This window comes from Billgrantia sp. C5P2 (assembly GCF_051062895.2).
Window position 1 is genome coordinate 4,155,208 of the sequence record NZ_CM128542.1, and the last position, 17,108, is coordinate 4,172,315.

General features: G+C 63.5%; 17 protein-coding genes and 1 tRNA gene. 10 read left to right on the forward strand and 8 right to left on the reverse strand.

Translation table 11 applies throughout. The features are described 5' to 3' along the window. Positions 1-16: 16 nt before the first annotated feature. Positions 17-763 (reverse strand): septum site-determining protein MinC, encoded by a 747-nt coding sequence (gene minC / locus ACRWQA_RS19290; protein ID WP_263582304.1) that lies wholly within the window; start codon positions 761-763, stop codon positions 17-19. A 254-nt stretch (positions 764-1,017) separates the two neighbouring features. On the opposite strand from minC, the gene ACRWQA_RS19295 reads away from it, so the two are divergent. Continuing rightward, complete coding sequence (locus ACRWQA_RS19295) at positions 1,018-3,801, forward strand: DUF349 domain-containing protein (protein WP_434230389.1); 2,784 nt, start codon at positions 1,018-1,020, stop codon at positions 3,799-3,801. A gap of 61 nt (positions 3,802-3,862) precedes the next feature. On the opposite strand, the gene phbB is transcribed toward ACRWQA_RS19295, so the two are convergent. After that, the gene (phbB, locus tag ACRWQA_RS19300; protein WP_263582302.1) at positions 3,863-4,609 is read right to left on the reverse strand and encodes an acetoacetyl-CoA reductase; all 747 of its coding nucleotides are present in this window, start codon (positions 4,607-4,609) and stop codon (positions 3,863-3,865) included. Positions 4,610-4,807: 198 nt separating this feature from the next. Here phbB and ACRWQA_RS19305 point away from each other — a divergent pair. Then, a tRNA-Met gene (locus ACRWQA_RS19305) sits at positions 4,808-4,884 on the forward strand. 286 nt (positions 4,885-5,170) lie between these two features. On the opposite strand, the gene ACRWQA_RS19310 is transcribed toward ACRWQA_RS19305, so the two are convergent. Next, positions 5,171-6,112, reverse strand: a complete 942-nt coding sequence (locus ACRWQA_RS19310) for a GlxA family transcriptional regulator (protein ID WP_434230392.1) — start codon at positions 6,110-6,112, stop codon at positions 5,171-5,173. Positions 6,113-6,295: 183 nt separating this feature from the next. On the opposite strand from ACRWQA_RS19310, the gene ACRWQA_RS19315 reads away from it, so the two are divergent. Then, complete coding sequence (locus ACRWQA_RS19315) at positions 6,296-6,751, forward strand: SRPBCC domain-containing protein (protein WP_434230394.1); 456 nt, start codon at positions 6,296-6,298, stop codon at positions 6,749-6,751. Between the two features lie 142 nt (positions 6,752-6,893). Here ACRWQA_RS19315 and ACRWQA_RS19320 read toward each other — a convergent pair whose 3' ends face one another. The 4 genes from ACRWQA_RS19320 to ACRWQA_RS19335 all read right to left on the reverse strand — a co-directional run bounded on the left by ACRWQA_RS19320 (position 6,894) and on the right by ACRWQA_RS19335 (position 11,538). Next, complete coding sequence (locus tag ACRWQA_RS19320; protein WP_434230396.1) at positions 6,894-8,870, reverse strand: acyltransferase family protein; 1,977 nt, start codon at positions 8,868-8,870, stop codon at positions 6,894-6,896. Between the two features lie 130 nt (positions 8,871-9,000). Continuing rightward, positions 9,001-9,867, reverse strand: coding sequence for a PP2C family serine/threonine-protein phosphatase (locus tag ACRWQA_RS19325; RefSeq protein WP_434230399.1), 867 nt, complete (start codon positions 9,865-9,867; stop codon positions 9,001-9,003). Further along, a complete protein-coding gene (locus ACRWQA_RS19330) occupies positions 9,857-10,840 on the reverse strand; it encodes a kinase (protein ID WP_263582299.1) in 984 nt (327 codons plus the stop codon). The genes ACRWQA_RS19325 and ACRWQA_RS19330 overlap by 11 nt, the downstream gene beginning before the upstream one ends. 29 nt (positions 10,841-10,869) lie before the next feature. After that, positions 10,870-11,538: a vWA domain-containing protein gene (locus ACRWQA_RS19335; RefSeq protein WP_263582298.1), complete on the reverse strand. Its 669-nt coding sequence runs from the start codon at positions 11,536-11,538 to the stop codon at positions 10,870-10,872. 196 nt (positions 11,539-11,734) lie between these two features. Here ACRWQA_RS19335 and ACRWQA_RS19340 point away from each other — a divergent pair, with 196 nt between their 5' ends. Next, positions 11,735-12,667 carry a tetratricopeptide repeat protein gene (locus tag ACRWQA_RS19340; RefSeq protein WP_434230402.1) on the forward strand — a complete coding sequence of 311 codons (933 nt, stop codon included), beginning with the start codon at positions 11,735-11,737 and terminating at the stop codon, positions 12,665-12,667. 49 nt (positions 12,668-12,716) lie between these two features. Here the strand turns inward: ACRWQA_RS19340 and ACRWQA_RS19345 are convergent, their stop codons facing one another. Next, on the reverse strand, positions 12,717-13,895 hold the full coding sequence (locus tag ACRWQA_RS19345) for a MalY/PatB family protein (protein WP_434230404.1): 1,179 nt from the start codon (positions 13,893-13,895) through the stop codon (positions 12,717-12,719). 36 nt (positions 13,896-13,931) lie between these two features. Here ACRWQA_RS19345 and ACRWQA_RS19350 point away from each other — a divergent pair, with 36 nt between their 5' ends. The 6 genes from ACRWQA_RS19350 to ACRWQA_RS19375 all read left to right on the forward strand — a co-directional run bounded on the left by ACRWQA_RS19350 (position 13,932) and on the right by ACRWQA_RS19375 (position 17,077). After that, entirely contained in the window at positions 13,932-14,366 is a 435-nt protein-coding gene (locus tag ACRWQA_RS19350) for a hypothetical protein (RefSeq protein ID WP_263583903.1), read from the forward strand. 30 nt (positions 14,367-14,396) lie between these two features. After that, positions 14,397-15,212, forward strand: a complete 816-nt coding sequence (locus ACRWQA_RS19355; RefSeq protein WP_263582295.1) for a hypothetical protein — start codon at positions 14,397-14,399, stop codon at positions 15,210-15,212. 75 nt (positions 15,213-15,287) lie between these two features. Further along, positions 15,288-15,701: an acyl-CoA thioesterase gene (locus ACRWQA_RS19360; RefSeq protein ID WP_263582294.1), complete on the forward strand. Its 414-nt coding sequence runs from the start codon at positions 15,288-15,290 to the stop codon at positions 15,699-15,701. Next, positions 15,698-16,168 carry a Cys-tRNA(Pro) deacylase gene (gene ybaK, locus ACRWQA_RS19365; RefSeq protein WP_263582293.1) on the forward strand — a complete coding sequence of 157 codons (471 nt, stop codon included), beginning with the start codon at positions 15,698-15,700 and terminating at the stop codon, positions 16,166-16,168. Before ACRWQA_RS19360 ends, ybaK begins: the two co-directional genes overlap by 4 nt. Positions 16,169-16,254: 86 nt before the next feature. Then, positions 16,255-16,584, forward strand: a complete 330-nt coding sequence (locus ACRWQA_RS19370; RefSeq protein WP_434230406.1) for a hypothetical protein — start codon at positions 16,255-16,257, stop codon at positions 16,582-16,584. After that, positions 16,556-17,077: a DUF501 domain-containing protein gene (locus ACRWQA_RS19375; protein ID WP_434230408.1), complete on the forward strand. Its 522-nt coding sequence runs from the start codon at positions 16,556-16,558 to the stop codon at positions 17,075-17,077. The genes ACRWQA_RS19370 and ACRWQA_RS19375 overlap by 29 nt, the downstream gene beginning before the upstream one ends. Positions 17,078-17,108 lie beyond the last annotated feature (31 nt).

Sequence of the window (17,108 nt, forward strand, 5' to 3'; positions counted from 1 at the left end):
ATAGAGCGTAAGCTGCCTAGGCCAGCGAGGTAATTCCCAACTGGGCATCGCGCAGGGTGACCTGAACCGAGGAACCCAGCAAGTGCGGGTCGATGTCCTCGAGACGCTTGTAATTTCCCGCCACCGAGAGCAGCTCGGCACGCAGCTCACGGCAGAAGATACCGGCGGCGGTATCGCCATGGATACCGGCCAGCGCACGGCCACGCAGGGCGCCATAGACGTGAATGCTGCCGGCGGCCAGCACTTCCGCCCCGGCATTGACGGCGCCGATGACCACCAGATCACCATCGGGCGCACTCACCTGCTGTCCCGAACGCACCGTGCCGCGATAGATACGTCCACCGCTGGCCACCGAGGAGGCTCCCGACTCGGGCTCGCCAGCGCCTGGTACCGCCTCTTCGAGAGGCGGTACCTCCTCGAGCGAGCGTGCACGCGACCCGTCGGTGGGCGGAAACCAGCCCAGACCCAGCGCCCAAGCGGACTGCTTCACGGGATCGGCACCGCCACGTACCGCCACCGGCAACAGCTTGTGAGTTCGGCATACGGCACAGATCCGCTCCAGAGCCAGGTGGGGCTCGTCAAGCTTCTCGACGCTGAGGACCACAGGGGTATGCTGAAAGAAGGCAGGAGATTGGCTAAGCTTGCCCGAAAGCTGCTCGCGGATCTGCTCCGGATCCGCACTCGCCAATTCCATCACGGTCATGGGCAGCATGCCCCCCTTGAAGGTGAATGCCATGTCTGCCCTGTCCACTTTGAGGCTCATTGCCGGACTCCACTCGGGTGTTGTCGGGTCGTGGGACTAAAGCTAAGCGACTCCCATCCCCCCTGCAACTGATGATACGGCCAGCCAAGGCTCGATGGCCATTGTCGCCATTCGCCCACACTCTCCTGTTCCAGCAGGCTTTTCCATAACCGCGGCGCGTGCTTAGATAACATACCTTAGACGAAAGACGCCGACTCGACAGCAACAATACGGCTTGCGCGCCAACCGCTGCGCTTCTCACTGCAGGATGTCTCATGCCCGGATTCCTTCGCCGCCTTTTCGCCCCGCGCTGGCAGCACCCCGATGCCAAGGTCCGATCTCAGGCCATCGGCCGGCTCGATCCCGCACGCCCGGAACAGCGTCAGGCTCTGGAAACGCTGTGCCTCGATACGGATGCCACCGTGCGCCAAGCAGCGTTGGAAAGAATCGATTCGCCCGAGACGCTTCTCGTTCTTCTGGCCCGCCAACCGGAACTGACTGAAATCCGCCGCCGCCTGGTCGTGCTGCTCAGCGGCCAGGACGGCGGCCACGACCTGGCCCAGCGCGTGCGTATCGTCGAAAGCCTCGATGACCGGGTCCTGCTGTCGCGCTTGGCGCTGGAGGGCGACAACCAGCAGCTGCGCCTGGCCGCCGTGGAACGCCTGACAGCGGAAGAGGATCTCATCGAGCAGGCCTGCGACAACGGCATCGCCGCCGTACGCCACGCCGCCGCGACGCGTGTGACCAGCGAAGCCGGCCTGCAACGCCTGGTCCAGCAAGCGCGCCGCGACCGCCAGGTCGTACGCCACGCACGCGAGCGCTTGAACCGGCTGCGCAAGGATGCGGCCTCCCTGGCGGCGGCGCAGGCTCAGCGCGAAGCCCTGCTGGCCAAGCTGGAGGCGCACGCCCGGGCTCCCTGGGAACCCCTCTATGCGGGCCGGTTCCGACACTTCGTACGCGAATGGGAAGCGTTCGACGACCTACCCGAAATCGAACAGGAGCATCGCTTTCAGGAAGCCTGCCTGAGCTGCCGCAAGATCATCTCGGATCACGAAGCGCATGAACACGCCATCGCCGAAACGGACCGCCGCCGGGAGCAGGCCGCGGAAGCTCGCGAGTCGCTGCTCGAGGCGCTGGAGGAGAGCCTCGCCGGCCTGCCCCGCGGCGACCGCCTCACGGGGCAGGACATCGCCAGCCTGCGCGCTCAGAAGGTACTGCTGGCCAACCGCTGGCAAACGCTCTCCGACCTGCACGTCACCGACGAGGCGCTGCGACAGCGCTACGACACCGTCCTGAGAAATTACGATGAGGTCCTCGCTGCCTGGGAGCGTTTAGAGAGCCACGCCAGCGATATCGAACAGGCCTTGAAGGAGAAGGACATCGAGCGGCTGCAGAGCGTCATCGCAACGTGTAACTGGCCCGACACGCTACCGAAGTCACCACTGCTCGTCCGCGCGCAGCAGATGCTGTCCGGCCGGGAGGAGCCGGAAGAAGAGGCCTTGGAGGCACGCCTTGATCGCTTCACCCAAGACCTCGAGCAACTAGAGCAGTTGCTCGACCGTGGCGCCTTCAAGGGCGCCAGCCGTCTTCACCAGAGCCTCAGGCATCGCGCCGATACGCTGCCCGCAGCGAAGCTTCGCCCCTACCAGGCCACGCTCAAGCGGCTTGGCGCCCGACTGGCCGAGCTGCGCGACTGGCGCGGCTTCGTCGCCGGCCCCAAGCGCGAACAGCTATGCCAGGCCATCGAACTGCTTGCCGACGATACCACCCTCCCTGATGCCGAGCTCGACCGCCGTCACCGCCAGTTGATACGCGACTGGAAGGGGCTCGGCGATGCCGCCGCCAGCCGCGAGCTCTCCGAGCATTTTCGCAGCGCCTCCGACCGTATCCACGAGCGCCTGGCCCCATGGCGCGAACATCAGGTCCATGAGCGCTCGCGCAACCTCGAGGCACGCATCGCCCTGTGCGAGCAGCTCGAAGCCCTGCTGGACATGCCCGCCGCCGATGCCGACCCGGATGCCCTGAGGCGTATCCGCGACCAGGCGCGTGAAGAGTGGCGCCGCCACTCCCCTGTGCCGCGCGAGCAGGCCCAAGCCATCGGGCGGCGCTTCGGCCGCATCCGCTTCGCGCTGCAAAGCCTGATAGACCAGCGCGCCAAGGAGGTGGCCGACGCCAAACGACAGCTCATCGACGAGGCCCAGGCGCTGATCGAGCGCCCGCTGCCCCCCGATGCCCGAGCGGCACGAGCCAAGAGCCTGCAGCAGCGCTGGCGCGAACTAGGCCGTGCCCCACGCGGGGAAGAACAGACGCTGTGGCGCGAGTTTCGCTCGGCCTGCGACCAGATCTTCGTCCTGCGCGAAGCCCAGCGTGACGACCGCATGCAGCGGGGGCGTCAACGCCTCGACGAGATGCAGGCCCTCATCGACCGGCTCGACGCCTGGCAGCCGACTCGCCACGCCGACGGTGCTGTGCTGGAGCAAGCCATCGACCAGGCCGCCGCCCTGGAACCGCTACCTTCGGGAAGACGCACGGAAGGCATGCGGCGGCGCTGGAGCGGCATCGTTCGCACCCGCCGTGAGCGCCTGGCACGCCTGGCCGTTGTAGAAGAAATTCAGCGCTGGGAGGCCTGCCGCTCACTGCTCGACGCTCATCTGGCAGCGGATGCAGCGTGCCTCGAGGGGAGCGCCTGCGAGGAGGTTCCCTTCGACCAGGGGCTCGACCTGTCCACAGACATGCGCAGCGCTCACGAGCAGCGCAACGCCTCACGGCACAACCCGCCGCCCCCTCAGGAAGTCAGTGAGCAGTTGGCGCGTCTGCGCGTACATCTCTCGCTGCTCGCCATGGGCCGCGTCAGCCAGCATGATGAGCCCCTGCGCCTGGCCATCCAGGTCGAGCGTCTCAACGAAGGGCTTGGCCGCGAACTGAGCCGCGCCGAGGAAGTCAGCATCGTACTGCGCAACCTGTTGGCGACGGGGCCGGTCTCCCCCGAGCAATGGGAACGGGAAGTGGGTGAACTCGACTCGCTCCTCACGCGCCTGACACGCCTGCCACCTCCTTGATGCCCCGGTAGAACGAGAACGGGAGGCCCAGATGGCCTCCCGTAGGACCCCGCTTTGGCATTCAGCCCATGAACTGGCCGCCGTTGATATCGATGTTGGCCCCGGTGATGAAGCCGGACTCCTTGTCGGCCAGGAACACGACCAGCCTTGCGATCTCCTCAGGCGTGCCATAGCGCTTGACCGGGATGGTCTCGCGAATGGCTTCACGCACGTTCTCGGGAATCTTCATGATCATGTCGGTGGCAATGTAGCCGGGCGACACGGTATTGACGGTGATGCCTTTGGTGGCGGTCTCCTGGGCCAGCGCCATGGTCAAACCGTGCATGCCGGCCTTCGCCGCCGAGTAGTTGACCTGGCCGAACTGCCCCTTGCGGCCATTGATCGAGGAAATATTGATGATGCGCCCATGCTTGTGCTCGAGCATGCTCTCGATGACGCTACGGCAGGTGTTGAATACGGTGTTGAGGTTGGTGTCGATGACTTCGTGCCACTGCTCGGGGGTCATCTTCTTCATCGTGCCATCGCGGGTGATGCCGGCACAGTTGACCAGTACGCTGATCGGCCCATGGGCCGCTTCGATCTCCTTGACCCCTCCTTCGCACGCCTGGTAGTCGGTCAGATCGACACCCGACAGGGAGATATTGTCGTATCCGTCGGCCTTCTGAGTCTCGAGCCAGGACTTTGCCTTTTCCGGATTGTGGTAGCCCGCCACCACGTGGTAACCCGCCGATGCCAATGCACGGCAAATCGCCGAACCAATACCACCGGTTCCGCCAGTGACCCACGCTACGGGTGCTGATTGAGTCATATTCCACCTCCCTGATCATGACGCTTGTAATCGCATTGCCGGTCCTGCCGGGGCAGGCCAGCTATAACAGGATGCTGGCAGAAGGGCTCGCCTTCAAGCTTCCCCCTCCTGATTATGGACACAAGCGGCGCCCTTGCACGCACAACGTCGCCCTCCTTGACACAGCGCAGAAAAAGCGTAGTATACGCCTCACGTTGATGCGGGGTGGAGCAGTCTGGTAGCTCGTCGGGCTCATAACCCGAAGGTCGTCGGTTCAAATCCGGCCCCCGCTACCAACCAAAAATTGCAATCGACCCGCCCCTGTGGCGGGTTTTTTGCGTTTAAGAGATTGCAAGAATTCCCGCCCCTACACATCGATGAGCATTTCACTCCCGGCGAGAGTCAAGAATGGTCTCGTCGTTCAAGAGTCGCAGCAACTCAGTTGCTCCAGTCGCCTTCCACGGCTTCGTCCTGCAAAAACGGCTGATAGCTGAACGACGTGCGCCCTCGCTTTCTCAACGGCGGCAGATCCGGCCGGATCGAATCAGAGGCAGGCTCAACGATTCGAGGCAAAAAGGCCATTCACACCAGCAGGCTGCTAAGGCGGTTGCGTTGTCGGTACTGCGCCGGGGTCACGCCCGCACGGCGCTTGAACAGCTTGCGGAAGAAGGTCGAGTCTTCGTAACCTACTGCGGCGGATATCTCTTCAATGCCCATCTCATCGGTTGCGAGCATCTGCTTGGCTTCCTCGATCCTGAGCGCCTGAACATATTCGACAGGTGTATATCCCGTGGCTGCGGAAAAGCGACGTTTGAAGCTACGCTCTGACAGGCCAGAGCGGCCTACCATGGCAGTGACCGGATTCGGCGTGACGTAGTTATCGACGAGCCACTCCTGAATTCTGGATATGACGGCGTCATTATGTTGTCGCGGCCGCGCCATGGATGCAAAGGGCAACTGACCGTAGCCCCTGTCGCCGAGCAGAAAAAGATGTGCAACTCGGGCAGCTTCTTTCGCACCACAAAAACGCCCAATCAGATAAAGGGCAAGGTCCTGCCAAGAGGACGCTCCGCCTGTTGTGATCAGTTGGCCGTTGCGTCCGCTGTCGCATAGGATTCGCTCCGGCCGAAACTTGATGCTTGGATAGCGGTCGCGAAACAGGTCGGCCATGGCCCAGTGCGAAGCCGCCTCGAGGCCATCCAAGAGGCCCGCTTCGGCCAGGAGCACGGAACCGCTGCACGTCGAACATACGAGGGAACCATGATCGAAGTGGCGGCGCACCCACGCGATCTCCTCCGGCCATCGACCTTCAGGTGAGTCATCGAGGTTCAGGTGGATGTCGCAGATGATGATAACGTCAGCACAGTTTCCCTTCAGGCCCTCGTCAGGTGTGACCTGCAACCCGGTGCTGGACCTATACGTCTCGCTGCGGCTCGCAACCAACTTCGGATGAATGGGGCGGGACAGTGCTTTGCTATTCGTTCCCGTGTCTCCAAGGACTTCATGCAAGCCAAAGGCTGCCATCGTCCCACTTTCGGGCAGGCTCAGTATCGAAACTCGAAGCGGATCTGTAGAGCACGGGCGCATTGGCATTCTCGAATTCTGGCACAAATGCCCTGAAATCGTAGAGTCTGCCCCTGAACTTCGCAATTGCTTTGGTCCAATCTGGTGCTGCGTCACAAACACTGCCAGAAAGAGGACATTCGCATGAGCATTGTAGTGGGCACTATTGAACTGAAAAAGGATGTCGATCGACCGCTTAGTGCTGCTTTCTTGGCCTGGTCGAGCGAAGAAGCGCAGCGGGCATGGGGTGATCCAGGAGATGGCTGGGTGATGGCCTTCGACCAGTTCCGCTTCACCGTCGGTGAGTCGGATATCTGCCGCTTCGGTCCCAAGGGTGGTCAGCAATACATTAACGAGAACCATTACCTCGCAATCGAGCCCGAACAGCGCATCGTCTATTCAACATCGCTCAGCAGCGCTGGCCGACTCAACTTTGCCGGCACAGTTGCCATCACATTCGAGGCGACGGATAGCGGGGCGCGCATGAGGCTGATCGAGCAGGGCCTCTATTTCGATGGGCAGGAAGACATAGCAGGCCATCGGTCCGGCTGGGAGGGCATGCTCAGCGCTCTTGGTAAATACCTGCTCAGCCGTCCGTGAGTACCACCGCACAACCTAACCGCCGACTAATAGGTAGCCGGCCTTCTGGTGCCAATCGGCTCGATGGCGCCGGCACACAAAGAACGAGGCCATGAGGCCTCGTTCTTTATGTTCGCTCGGTTACTGAACCGAAGACCGCATACTACAGAAGCCACTCGATATCGTTGCGTGCATGGGGAGAAAGCTCCCTGGCGGCACGAGTCGTGAGATGATGCTCGTCTCGATACACCACCGTATCCCCCAGGAGCGAGTGGCATCTTCCCCCCGGGCATAACCGCGCATAAAAATCGACGATCCTGACGTCCGCTTCTTCCTCGGCTATCTCGTGCATGACGGCAAGGATGGCCTCCCGTCTCTTTTCCAGCCGTCGCTGGAAAGTACTGCATGATTCTACCGTCCGCCTGGCCAGGCAATCCGTCATGGGAACGCTGAAAACGGGTGTGGGCGCCACGACAATCACTCGCAGCCCGTAATCAAGCAGCATATCGACGGTATCCCTGAGCCCCTCTTCCGCCAGGGATAAGTGGGTTTCACTGCTGGGCCGCCCCAGCCAACTGGCACTCAGCACGACCCCCGAGAGCCCCCGCTCCGCCAACCGGGAGAGTTCGCTCGCCATCTCCTCCTTGAACAGCTCGCAGTTCCGGTCGTTCTCCTGGGGATGGCCTTGAGTATAGCCATGGGAATAACCCATCAATGGGGGACAGGTACTAAAGGTTCGTTGGAGAAACGCAAACTGCAAATCATCCGAAAGCTCATCCAGCATCGGTGAATAGTGGTCCGCATGGGAATCACCCCAGAGCAACAAGTCCGGAGCCTCTCTATCGGACCTGTTCACACAAATGGATTCGTCCGGAAGCCCTTGGAAAGGAGAACTCAAATGGCATTTCCCACGAAGGTCGGGCACGTCTTCCGCAGCACTTTCCAACTGGCGATAGAACCCCATGCTCTTCTGTTGGTTGGCATGACTCATCAGCCCGAACGCAGCGAGAGCGAGCAGAACGGAGGAAAAAGCTCCCAACTTGACGAGCTGCTGATTGGATACGGATCGCTGCGTAAAAAATCCTACGACAGGCTTTTCCACCAAACGGTATGTCAGGTAGGCCAGTAAGAACGAAAGGGACGCCAGCGCCACATCGCGTATCAGATCCCCCTCTCCCAGTTGATAGGCTCGCGCCATGGCCAGCAGGGGCCAGTGCCAGAGATACCAGGGGTAAGATATCTTCCCTACGAAGACGAAGGGCCGCGTCGAGAGCAGTCGGGAGACGGGATTCGCACTACTGCCGAACCCGGCCACGATCAGCGCCAATGCCGAGAGGACCGGAAGCACGCCTGCCCAGCCAGGATACGCATGGGAACCTTCGATGACGAATGCCGCGACCAGCAACAGCCCCGCTCCGAACCAAGCCAGCGCAGACACGGCGGCGGGCGAGGCTCGTACGAGCAGCACGCGGCCAACGGCACAGGCCAGCAGCGCACCCGCCAGAAGCTGCCAGCCACGGGAAAGGACGGAGAAGTAAGCCGCGTTCGGGTTGGTGTTGGACAGCCATACGCCATAGAAGAAGGAAGCACCGATACCCAATACAGCCAGCATCGAAATAATCGTCCACGCCCTTTTTTGGTAGCGCTTGGCGATGGCCACGCTGACGATGAGCAGGACAGGCCAGACGGCATAGAACTGCTCTTCCACGGACAGGGACCACATGTGCAACAGCGGAACCTGATCGGTGGGGCCGTCGAAATAACCTCCCGTCGTCGCGATAAAATAATAATTGGCGAAGAATGCAATGGAAGCGATAGCGGACTCGGCAAGACTTTGCTGCTGGCCGATGGGAGTGAGAAGAATATAGCCAAGGACAAGGGAGGCAGTTATCACGACGACCATTGCCGGCATCAGTCGTCGGACACGGCGTCCGTAGAAGGAGAGGAGGCTTATGCTGCCAGTGCTCTCCAACTCTCTTAGCAGTAGGCTCGTGATCAAATAGCCCGAGATGACGAAGAAAACGTCTACGCCAATGAACCCGAACCCAAATCCCGGCACTCCCGCATGGTAGGCGACAACCAGGATGACGGCTATCGCCCTCAGGCCATCGATATCCGGCCTGTACTGCGGTTTCTGCATCCCTTTCCCCATCCTTGGTTCTTCCATTCGAAGCCTGGTGTCGTCTCTCCTACCCAAGGTCGCCGATAGCGAACCATTCCCGGCATTATGGCAAGAAGGCGGTTTCTGGCGACATACAGGAAAGCATAGCCTACGGAGTGCCTACCTCATCCAGGCCCCTGGCCAACAGGGCGATGCTGCGATCGTCGCCGCCGGTGCCACGGCAGAACCCTTCGCTGTAGAAGCAGCGCACCAGATCGCGCTGGCGCAGCCGCCCCTGGCGCAGATCGTCGAGCCAGAGGCTGAGTTGCCCCGAGACCTGCTCGCCATCGAGCGAGACCAGCTTTTCGGCGGCGCCGTCGCTCATCAGGGCGATTCCGGTCAGGGCCGCCATCGGTTCGCAGCCGTACTGCACCTGCGCGAAGACCAGGCGTTCATCGACAAAGATCGTCTGGTTGGCAAACTCGCCCTTGCCTCGCTCGCCCAAGGTGGAAAGGTGCGGCAGCAGCCCGGGCTCTCCTCCCTCCTGCGCGTCGCTGGGCACCGCCCTCTCCAGTACGATCTCGCCATCCCCCACCTTGAGCCACAGCAGCCGCTCGCGACCCACCAGGGCCAGCAGCAACGTACAGCGCAGGTCGCGCGCCGGCCGGCTCTGCTCGGCAGCGCGGTCGACCAGGCTACCCTGGGCATGGCGAGCGAGCAGTTCGGCGAATTGATGCAGCGCCTCCGGGGAGGGCGCAACCCGGCCGTCGAGCAACCAGGCGAGCTGCGCCTCAAGGGTATCGGCCAATCGCAGCATGGCGGCAACCAGGAAACGCGCGCCCAGATCCGAGGCCGGCGAACTGCCTGCACCGTCGGCCACCACCAGCACAGGACGCGAACTTGCCACCGCACCCACGGCGTCCTGACACGGCAATGGCGGCGTGCCCTCGAGGTGGGCCAACCCGGCGGTAGCGACACTCAGAGCCGACCATACGGCCACCGGCTCGCTATTGCGGATATCCGTCTCAACGGGCATGCAGCACCTGCGAGCGCTGAGGCCGCCCCGGCTTGGCCAGATGCACGGCACACTGGCCCGTCGACATCGCCTCGCGATAGTCACTCAACGCGGCATGCCACTGGGCCAGCGTAGCCCGCTGGATGGGCGCGTCGGCCCCTACTGTGAAGGTGGTCACGAACATGTCACGAATGGTGTCGGGCAGTTCGCTCCAGAGTTCGTACCAGACGCCTTGAGGCACGTCGCGCTGGCCGCGGCCGTAGGCGAAGTTGCCGCGCCGCAGGTTGCGCACCGGGTCATCCCCACCGACGATGTCGTAGGGGTGACGACCCAGCATCAGGCACTTGAACAGTACGATGGCCAGCGAGAAGGCCTCGCTGCGCGGCGAACGCACGATATGGCGGAAGGAGACGCCCTGATGCTCCTTGGGCGTCATGTCGGGGCTGCCCACGGGACAAGGGTAGAAGGTGCCGTCGACCCGCAACTGGTAGCTGTCGCAGTCGATCAGTGTCACCTGCTCGGATGCAGGGACACAGAAGACGTTGTTGAGGTTGTAATCGCCGATGCAGACCCCGGCCTCGTGCAACTGCTGCACGATCTCGACGAAGCGGATCAGGTAGCCGACGATCCGGCGCCGATCGAGACCGGGAAAGTAGCGCTGGTAGAGCAGGGCATGGGCGAGGAAGCTCATCTTCACGCCACGCGCGCGATACATGGCGAATCCTATCCAGCGATGCTGTTCGTCGAACACGCGGATCAGGGGCCAGCAAACGTCGCGGGTCATGTGGGCATCGCGCAGGCCGCGCATGGCCTCGACCTTGCGGTGCAGTTCCTCGCCGCGCTTTTCGAGCACCTCGGGGTAGTACCATTTGACGATCACGTCGAGGCGGTCGCGCAGAGCGAAGATCTCGCCCTCGCCTCCGCGCTCGAGACGCTTGCCGAGCCGGCGCTCCTTGCCCTGAGAATCCGTCACTACCAGTGCGCGTGCCAACACTCGGCCTCCTTCGACGTCACGCATCCGTGCTAGATGCTGTCCCAGCTGTCCGTCGGCGGCAGCTTGACCTGGTCGGTGGTCGACGAGGACGCCGAGACGCGGCTCATGCTGGCCGAGAGCCAGAGGAAGAATTCACGGAACTTCAGCCCTTCGAGGCGCTTGGCAGATCGTGTGGAGAAGGCGCTGAGCGCCTCGAGATCGGCCTCCTCGACGCCCACCGGCATGACTACCAGCTTACGCTGCTGGGCCAGGGTACGCGCTCTCACCGAGGCCGCCTGCCACTGATCGGTCGGCACGCCGTCACTGATCACGACGAGCCAGGGCTGGTAGTAGGCCACACCCGCCTTGCGGTAGGCCGCGGTGCGCTCTTCCAGACGATCCAGCGCCAATTCCATGGCACCGCCCAGCGGCGTCAGTCCGGAGGCAGTGAACTGGCGGCACTGCGAGATGTTCATGGCCGTGGTGAAGGGCAACTGCTCGGCCACCTTGCCGCCGGCGGTAATCACACCGAGCTCGACCGAGCAGGCAGCCATGTCGTCTTCCTGAATGGCCGAAATGAAGGCCTGGACGCCAGCGTTGAGCTCACGAATCGGCGGGCCGGACATCGACGCAGACGTATCCAGCACCAGCATGCAGGCACAGCGCGGTGAAGGGTTGTCGATCAGGTCGCTATCGCCGTTGAGTCGGTACGTTGCCATCCACGGATCCTCATGTCTGGATGCCCGGCCCCGATACGGCCGGACGTAGACGAGACTATCACAGCCCCGGGATGGATGCCGTGCCCACGGCGGCCCGCTAACCAACGCGACGGCCAGTCCGACACCTGCCCCTTGAATCCCGCGGCCTTTACCCGCATCTTTCGAACAAACTCACTCTTTGAGCAAGGCCGTTTCCATGTCCATCGTCGACCCTCGCAATGGTGCCCCGCTGACGGCGCCTCAGGATTCTCCCTCTTCCTCGCAGGAAGCGGCGCCCAGCGATGAACAACTGATCATCGATGTCGACCGCAACAATATCCAGCAGGTGCTGGAAGTCTCCATGCAGGTGCCGGTACTGCTCGACTGCTGGGCCCCTTGGTGCCAGCCATGCAAGGCGCTGATGCCGATCCTCGAAAAATTGACCCGGGAGTATCGCGGCACCTTCATCCTGGCCAAACTCAACATCGAGGAGAACCAGGAGATCGCCGCCCAGCTCGGCGTTCGCTCGGTGCCGGACGTCAAGCTGATCAGCCAGGGCGGGCTGGTGGATCACTTCCAGGGGGCGTTGCCCGAGAAGGAAATCCGCGAATGGCTGTCGCGCTACTTCCCTGCACCGGAGCACACCCCGGCCAGCCCCGAGGAGCAAGCTGCTGAAGCCTTGGCCCAGGGCGATGCCGCCACGGCCATCATCCTTTACCAAGAACTCATGCAGCAGCACCCCGAGCACTACCCCTATCAGGTGGAGTTGGCCCGAGCGCTGGTAGCGGAAGGCCGCAGTGAAGAAGCGCTGGCCCTGCTGGATAACCTGCCCCCCGAGGAGCGCGACGCCGCCCCGGCGCGAGGCGTGCGTGCCAGCATCGAGTTCCGCAAGGAGGCGCCGAGCGACGAGGAACTGGCTGCCCTGGCCGGCCGTGACGACAGCGAGGCGAACTTCAAGCGTGCCCTGCGCCAAGTCGCCGACGGCGACTACGAGGCCGGGCTGGAAGGGCTTCTCGACGTGATGCGCAAGGATCGAAGCTACGGAGATGATGCGGCACGCCTGACCCTGCTGCGAGTCTTCGATGCCCTGGGTGCAGATCATCCCTTGACCGTCACCTATCGGCGCAAGCTGTTCACGCTGCTGTACTGATCCGGCACCATCCGATCCATGGCGGCCCTGAGGGCCGCCGCAGCTCTTGTCACCCCTTCAGCACCGTGTCGAGGCGAACCAGCGCCTCTTCGAGCTGTGACGCGGTGGTACCGAAATTGAGCCGCACGAAGCCCGGCCAGCCGAAATCGGCACCGTCGGAGAGCGCCACGCCAGCCTGCTCCATCAGGACCTGCTGGGGCGAGCCTCCATATTGCGCCAGCCCTTCGGCATGGCGCAGGTCGAGCCAGGCAAGATAAGTGGACTGGGGAGCGCTCATGCTGACTCCCGGCCACTGGGCGACACGCTCGACCAGGGCCTGGCGGTGGCCACGCAGCACCGCGATCAGCGCCCGACGCCAGGGATTGCACTGCCCATAGGCCACCTCGGCGGCAACCAGCCCCAGTACGTTCACGTCCGGCATCAAACCTCGCGTTGCCGCGGCAAAGCGTTGCCGCAGCGAGGCATCCGGAATCACCGCACAGGCCGCGGTGAGGCCGGCCAGGTTGAAGGTCTTGGAAGGCGCCCAGAGGGTGATGGTACGTGCCGCCAAGCTCGGGAACGCTGCTGCCAGCGGCCGGTGCACGGCCCCTTCGTCGAGCAGCAGATCGCAGTGCAGCTCGTCGGAAACCACCAGCAGGTCGTGACGCTCGACCAGCTCCGCCAGCCCGGCCAGCTCCTCGTGGCGCCACACCCGACCGGTGGGGTTGTGAGGATGACACCACAAGAGCAGCCGCGTCTCGGGCGTGATCGCCGCCGCCAGCGCCTCCAGATCGAGTCGCCATGGCTCGCCCGGAGCAGCCGGCTCGCCCAGCGGCGCCTGCTGGGCCAGTCGCCCGGTGCGCTCCGCCACTTTGAGAAACGGCGGATAGATCGGTGTGCCGGTCAACACGCCCTGCCCCGGCTCGGTCAGCGCCAGGCTGGCCAGGTGCAGGGCCGGCACCACGCCGGGTAGCCACAGTTGCCACTCCGGCTCGATCGGCCAGTCGTATTCCCGTGCGCTCCACTCGCACAGGGTACGCTTGAGACTGTCGGGGACCAGTCCATAGCCGAAGACGCCATGATCGATCCGCTCTCGCAGCGCCTCGATCACTTGCGGCGGGGAGCGAAAATCCATATCGGCCACCCACAGCGGCAGGATGCTGGCATCATAGCGATGCCACTTCTGCGATGGCCATTCGCCATGATCGGGGTGGCGACGCTCGATGGGCGTGGCAAAATCGAACTCCATGTTCTTTCCTCGGGAAGCAGCAGTATGAGCAAGACCATGCCGCAAAGCGGCTTCTATGCCAAGGTACGTCGGGGCATGCCGGCGCTGATCGGCCAGTGGCTCAAGCTCGGCCAGGGCGAGCCGGACCGCCTCGCCCTGATCCTGGCCGAGACGGCACGAGTGGCCCACCTCGGCGAGCCCGAGTCCACTCCCGATGGGGCAATGCTCCAAGCATGGAGCCAGCCCGAGTCAGGGGACCGCATTCCGCTATGGGCGGCACGCACCGCCACCTTCCTGCTGATACAGATGCCGGCGCGCCCGCTGCCGGAAGACGATGACGAGGCTTGCGCCTGGGCCTATTGCTGGTTGCGCAACCGCGAGTTTGCCAGCGTCGACGAGGCACGCACCGCCCTGCCCGCCCATCTACGTGAGATACTGGCCCACGCGGTGGGCGCCGCCTGGGCCGATCGCCAGGGCCTGCGCCTCGTCTAGTAGCGTTACCTCTCTTTCAAGGAATCAGTCATGGACGTTCCCCTGAGCTGGCAGCTGGCCAAGCTCGCGGTATCGATCGGTATCGTGCTCGGCCTGTCGGTCGTTGCCGAGCGCGTCAGTACCCGTGTGGCCGGCCTGCTTTCCGGCTACCCACTGGGCACTGCCATCGCCCTGTTCTTCATCGGCTTGGAAATCTCACCGGACTTCGCCGCCGAGAGCGCCGTGTTCAGCCTGGCAGGCTTCACCGCCACCATGGCGCTGGGGGGCGGCTACCTGGTTTGCGGGCGCCGCGACGGCCTGGTTGGCGTGCTCGCCGGCACGGCGGGCGGTCTCATCGCCTGGTGGCTCGCAAGCCTCGTGCTGACCCGCTTCGAATTCGATCGCCTGAGCGGCACCCTGGTGACCTTGGTAGCCATTTTCGTCTTTACCTGGCTCTATCGACACGTACCGGAAACCCGGGTCACGGTGCACCATGGCAGCTCACGCTGGAAGCCGCTTGTGCTTCGCGCCGGGCTTGCCACCGCCATCGTCTTCCTGGTCACCGGCCTGGCCCACGTGCTGCCGGTCTCCTGGGCCGGCATGCTGGCGGCCTTCCCGATCTCGATGTATCCGCTATTGGTGATCCTGCACCTCACCCACGGCGCGGCACCGGCCGCCACGGTGATCAAGCACTATCCGGCCGGCCTGGGTGCGCTGCTCTGTTATGCGCTCTGCGTGTCGCTCACCTACGCCACCCTGGGCCTGCTATGGGGCACTCTGGCGGGCTTCGCCGTGGCGACCCTGTGGCTGCTGGCCTGGATGCGCCTGCAGGCGTGGCACGGCGCAAGGCAGGCGGCCCGCACTTGACCTAGCGTTTGCTCGGGGCAATGCTGTTAGCCTGCCAACGACACGCCACAAGACCAGAGTGATAGAGGAATTCCCATGTTCGTGCGCACCATCGAGCCGGCCTTCTACGACACCGATGCCCTCGGGCACGTCAACAATACTCGCCTGCCCGCCTGGTTCGAGCTGGCACGCAACGACCTGTTCCGCCTGTTCACGCCGGACCTGGATCCGCGCAAGTGGCGGCTGATCATGGCGCGCATGGAGATCGACTACCGCGCCGAGCTGCACTATGGCAGCGACATCGAGATTCACACCTACGTCTCGCGGCTGGGCAACAGCTCCTTTACCGTAACCCAGGAGGCGTGGCAGAAAGGCCAGTTGACCAACCTCGGCCATACCGTGATGGTGCACTTCGACCACGCCACCAAGCGCGCCGTGCCTATCGAAGGCGAACTGCGCGCAGCGCTCGAAACCCACCTGCAGCCCATCGCTGAGCCAGCCGACGCATGACTCCGGCCGTCAAGGCGTTGGAACGCGATGGCGCCGCCTTCGAGCTGCTCAGCTATGAGCACGACCCGCGCGCACCGGCCTATGGCGAGGAGGCCGCAAGTGCCCTGGGACTCGACCCGAACACGGTGTTCAAGACCCTGATTGCCCGTCTCGACGATGGCCGCCTGGCGGTAGGTATCGTGCCGGTGACCGGCCAGCTCGACCTCAAGGCGCTGGCCAAGGCGGCCGGGGCGCGTCGCGCCAGCATGGCCGAAGCGGCCGAAGCCGAACGGGCGACTGGCTACGTGTTGGGCGGCATCAGCCCCTTGGGGCAGAAGAGACGCTTGCCGACGTTTCTCGATGACAGCGCTGAGGCGCTAGGGAGACTGCATGTCAGCGGCGGGCGGCGCGGCCTGGAGATTGCCCTGGCGCCTGCCGATCTGATGCGCCTGTGCCAAGCACGCCTGGCCCCGCTGGCACGTGCCTGATCTCATGAGCCGAACCCGGTCTCATGTGGTCAAAACTCCATGACCCGGCAGAACGACGGGCCATTCATCGCTGGCAGGAGTCCATCATGGCCATCCGCTACAACCTCTGGCTCGACCCCGACAACGTGGCCCAGCACCGCGCCGTGGAAGCCGACCTGGAGCGCTACTTCATGGAGCGGTTCGCCGACTTCCCGCATATCCGCTTGTTCGGCGCCGACCCCTACGATTATGATGCGCCGTTCAATCGCCTCTACGACGCGCTGATGGCACGGGCCAACGAGTACTGCGAACGCCAGTGGCGTGGCTACGTGCCCACACCCGAGCAGCTCAACCGAACCTTCTTCCGCGCCGTGGGCCGCTCCAACAAGTTCGTAAGGGAACCCGCCGATGGTGATCCAGACCGACCAGATGCCTGACGCTCGCCAGCTCGCCATCATTACCGAGCAATTAGGCCGTGCTCCGCGCGGTATCGAGGCGGTCGCGGCCGTTGATGGTGAAGGCACTCCGCTGGTGCTGCGCATGGCGCCTATCGTCGATGGCAAGCCCTTTCCCACCCTCTACTGGCTCTGCTCCGAGCAACTCAAGATCGACATCTCTCGCATCGAAGCCAGTGGCGTCATCAAGCAGATCGAGGCAAGACTTCGGGAGGATGGCGACTTTCTTGCCGCCTACCATGCCAGCCATCGCGACTATGTGGAGGCACGCTGGCAAAACATGAGCGCTGCACAGCGCCATGAGGTCGAACGGCTCGGCTATGAGGGCATATTGCGCGAGCGTGGCATCGGCGGCATTGCCAACTGGGACCAGGTGCGTTGCCTGCATACCCAATACGCCCACCACCTGTGCGGTAATAACGTGATCGGTCAGTGGCTCGATGCCGAGTTCGCCGTGGCCGACTACCTGCCCTGACGCTATTTCGACGCTTCCGAAGCCAATCCCT

What these genes read in the sequence shown, in the direction of transcription:
- minC (WP_263582304.1), bottom strand. Translation starts at nt 763, where the DNA reads ATGAGCCTCAAAGTGGACAGGGCAGACATGGCATTCACCTTCAAGGGG.
- ACRWQA_RS19295 (WP_434230389.1), top strand. Translation starts at nt 1,018, where the DNA reads ATGCCCGGATTCCTTCGCCGCCTTTTCGCCCCGCGCTGGCAGCACCCC.
- phbB (WP_263582302.1), bottom strand. Translation starts at nt 4,609, where the DNA reads ATGACTCAATCAGCACCCGTAGCGTGGGTCACTGGCGGAACCGGTGGT.
- ACRWQA_RS19310 (WP_434230392.1), bottom strand. Translation starts at nt 6,112, where the DNA reads ATGGCAGCCTTTGGCTTGCATGAAGTCCTTGGAGACACGGGAACGAAT.
- ACRWQA_RS19315 (WP_434230394.1), top strand. Translation starts at nt 6,296, where the DNA reads ATGAGCATTGTAGTGGGCACTATTGAACTGAAAAAGGATGTCGATCGA.
- ACRWQA_RS19320 (WP_434230396.1), bottom strand. Translation starts at nt 8,870, where the DNA reads ATGCAGAAACCGCAGTACAGGCCGGATATCGATGGCCTGAGGGCGATA.
- ACRWQA_RS19325 (WP_434230399.1), bottom strand. Translation starts at nt 9,867, where the DNA reads ATGCCCGTTGAGACGGATATCCGCAATAGCGAGCCGGTGGCCGTATGG.
- ACRWQA_RS19335 (WP_263582298.1), bottom strand. Translation starts at nt 11,538, where the DNA reads ATGGCAACGTACCGACTCAACGGCGATAGCGACCTGATCGACAACCCT.
- ACRWQA_RS19340 (WP_434230402.1), top strand. Translation starts at nt 11,735, where the DNA reads ATGTCCATCGTCGACCCTCGCAATGGTGCCCCGCTGACGGCGCCTCAG.
- ACRWQA_RS19345 (WP_434230404.1), bottom strand. Translation starts at nt 13,895, where the DNA reads ATGGAGTTCGATTTTGCCACGCCCATCGAGCGTCGCCACCCCGATCAT.
- ACRWQA_RS19350 (WP_263583903.1), top strand. Translation starts at nt 13,932, where the DNA reads ATGCCGCAAAGCGGCTTCTATGCCAAGGTACGTCGGGGCATGCCGGCG.
- ACRWQA_RS19355 (WP_263582295.1), top strand. Translation starts at nt 14,397, where the DNA reads ATGGACGTTCCCCTGAGCTGGCAGCTGGCCAAGCTCGCGGTATCGATC.
- ACRWQA_RS19360 (WP_263582294.1), top strand. Translation starts at nt 15,288, where the DNA reads ATGTTCGTGCGCACCATCGAGCCGGCCTTCTACGACACCGATGCCCTC.
- ybaK (WP_263582293.1), top strand. Translation starts at nt 15,698, where the DNA reads ATGACTCCGGCCGTCAAGGCGTTGGAACGCGATGGCGCCGCCTTCGAG.
- ACRWQA_RS19370 (WP_434230406.1), top strand. Translation starts at nt 16,255, where the DNA reads ATGGCCATCCGCTACAACCTCTGGCTCGACCCCGACAACGTGGCCCAG.
- ACRWQA_RS19375 (WP_434230408.1), top strand. Translation starts at nt 16,556, where the DNA reads ATGGTGATCCAGACCGACCAGATGCCTGACGCTCGCCAGCTCGCCATC.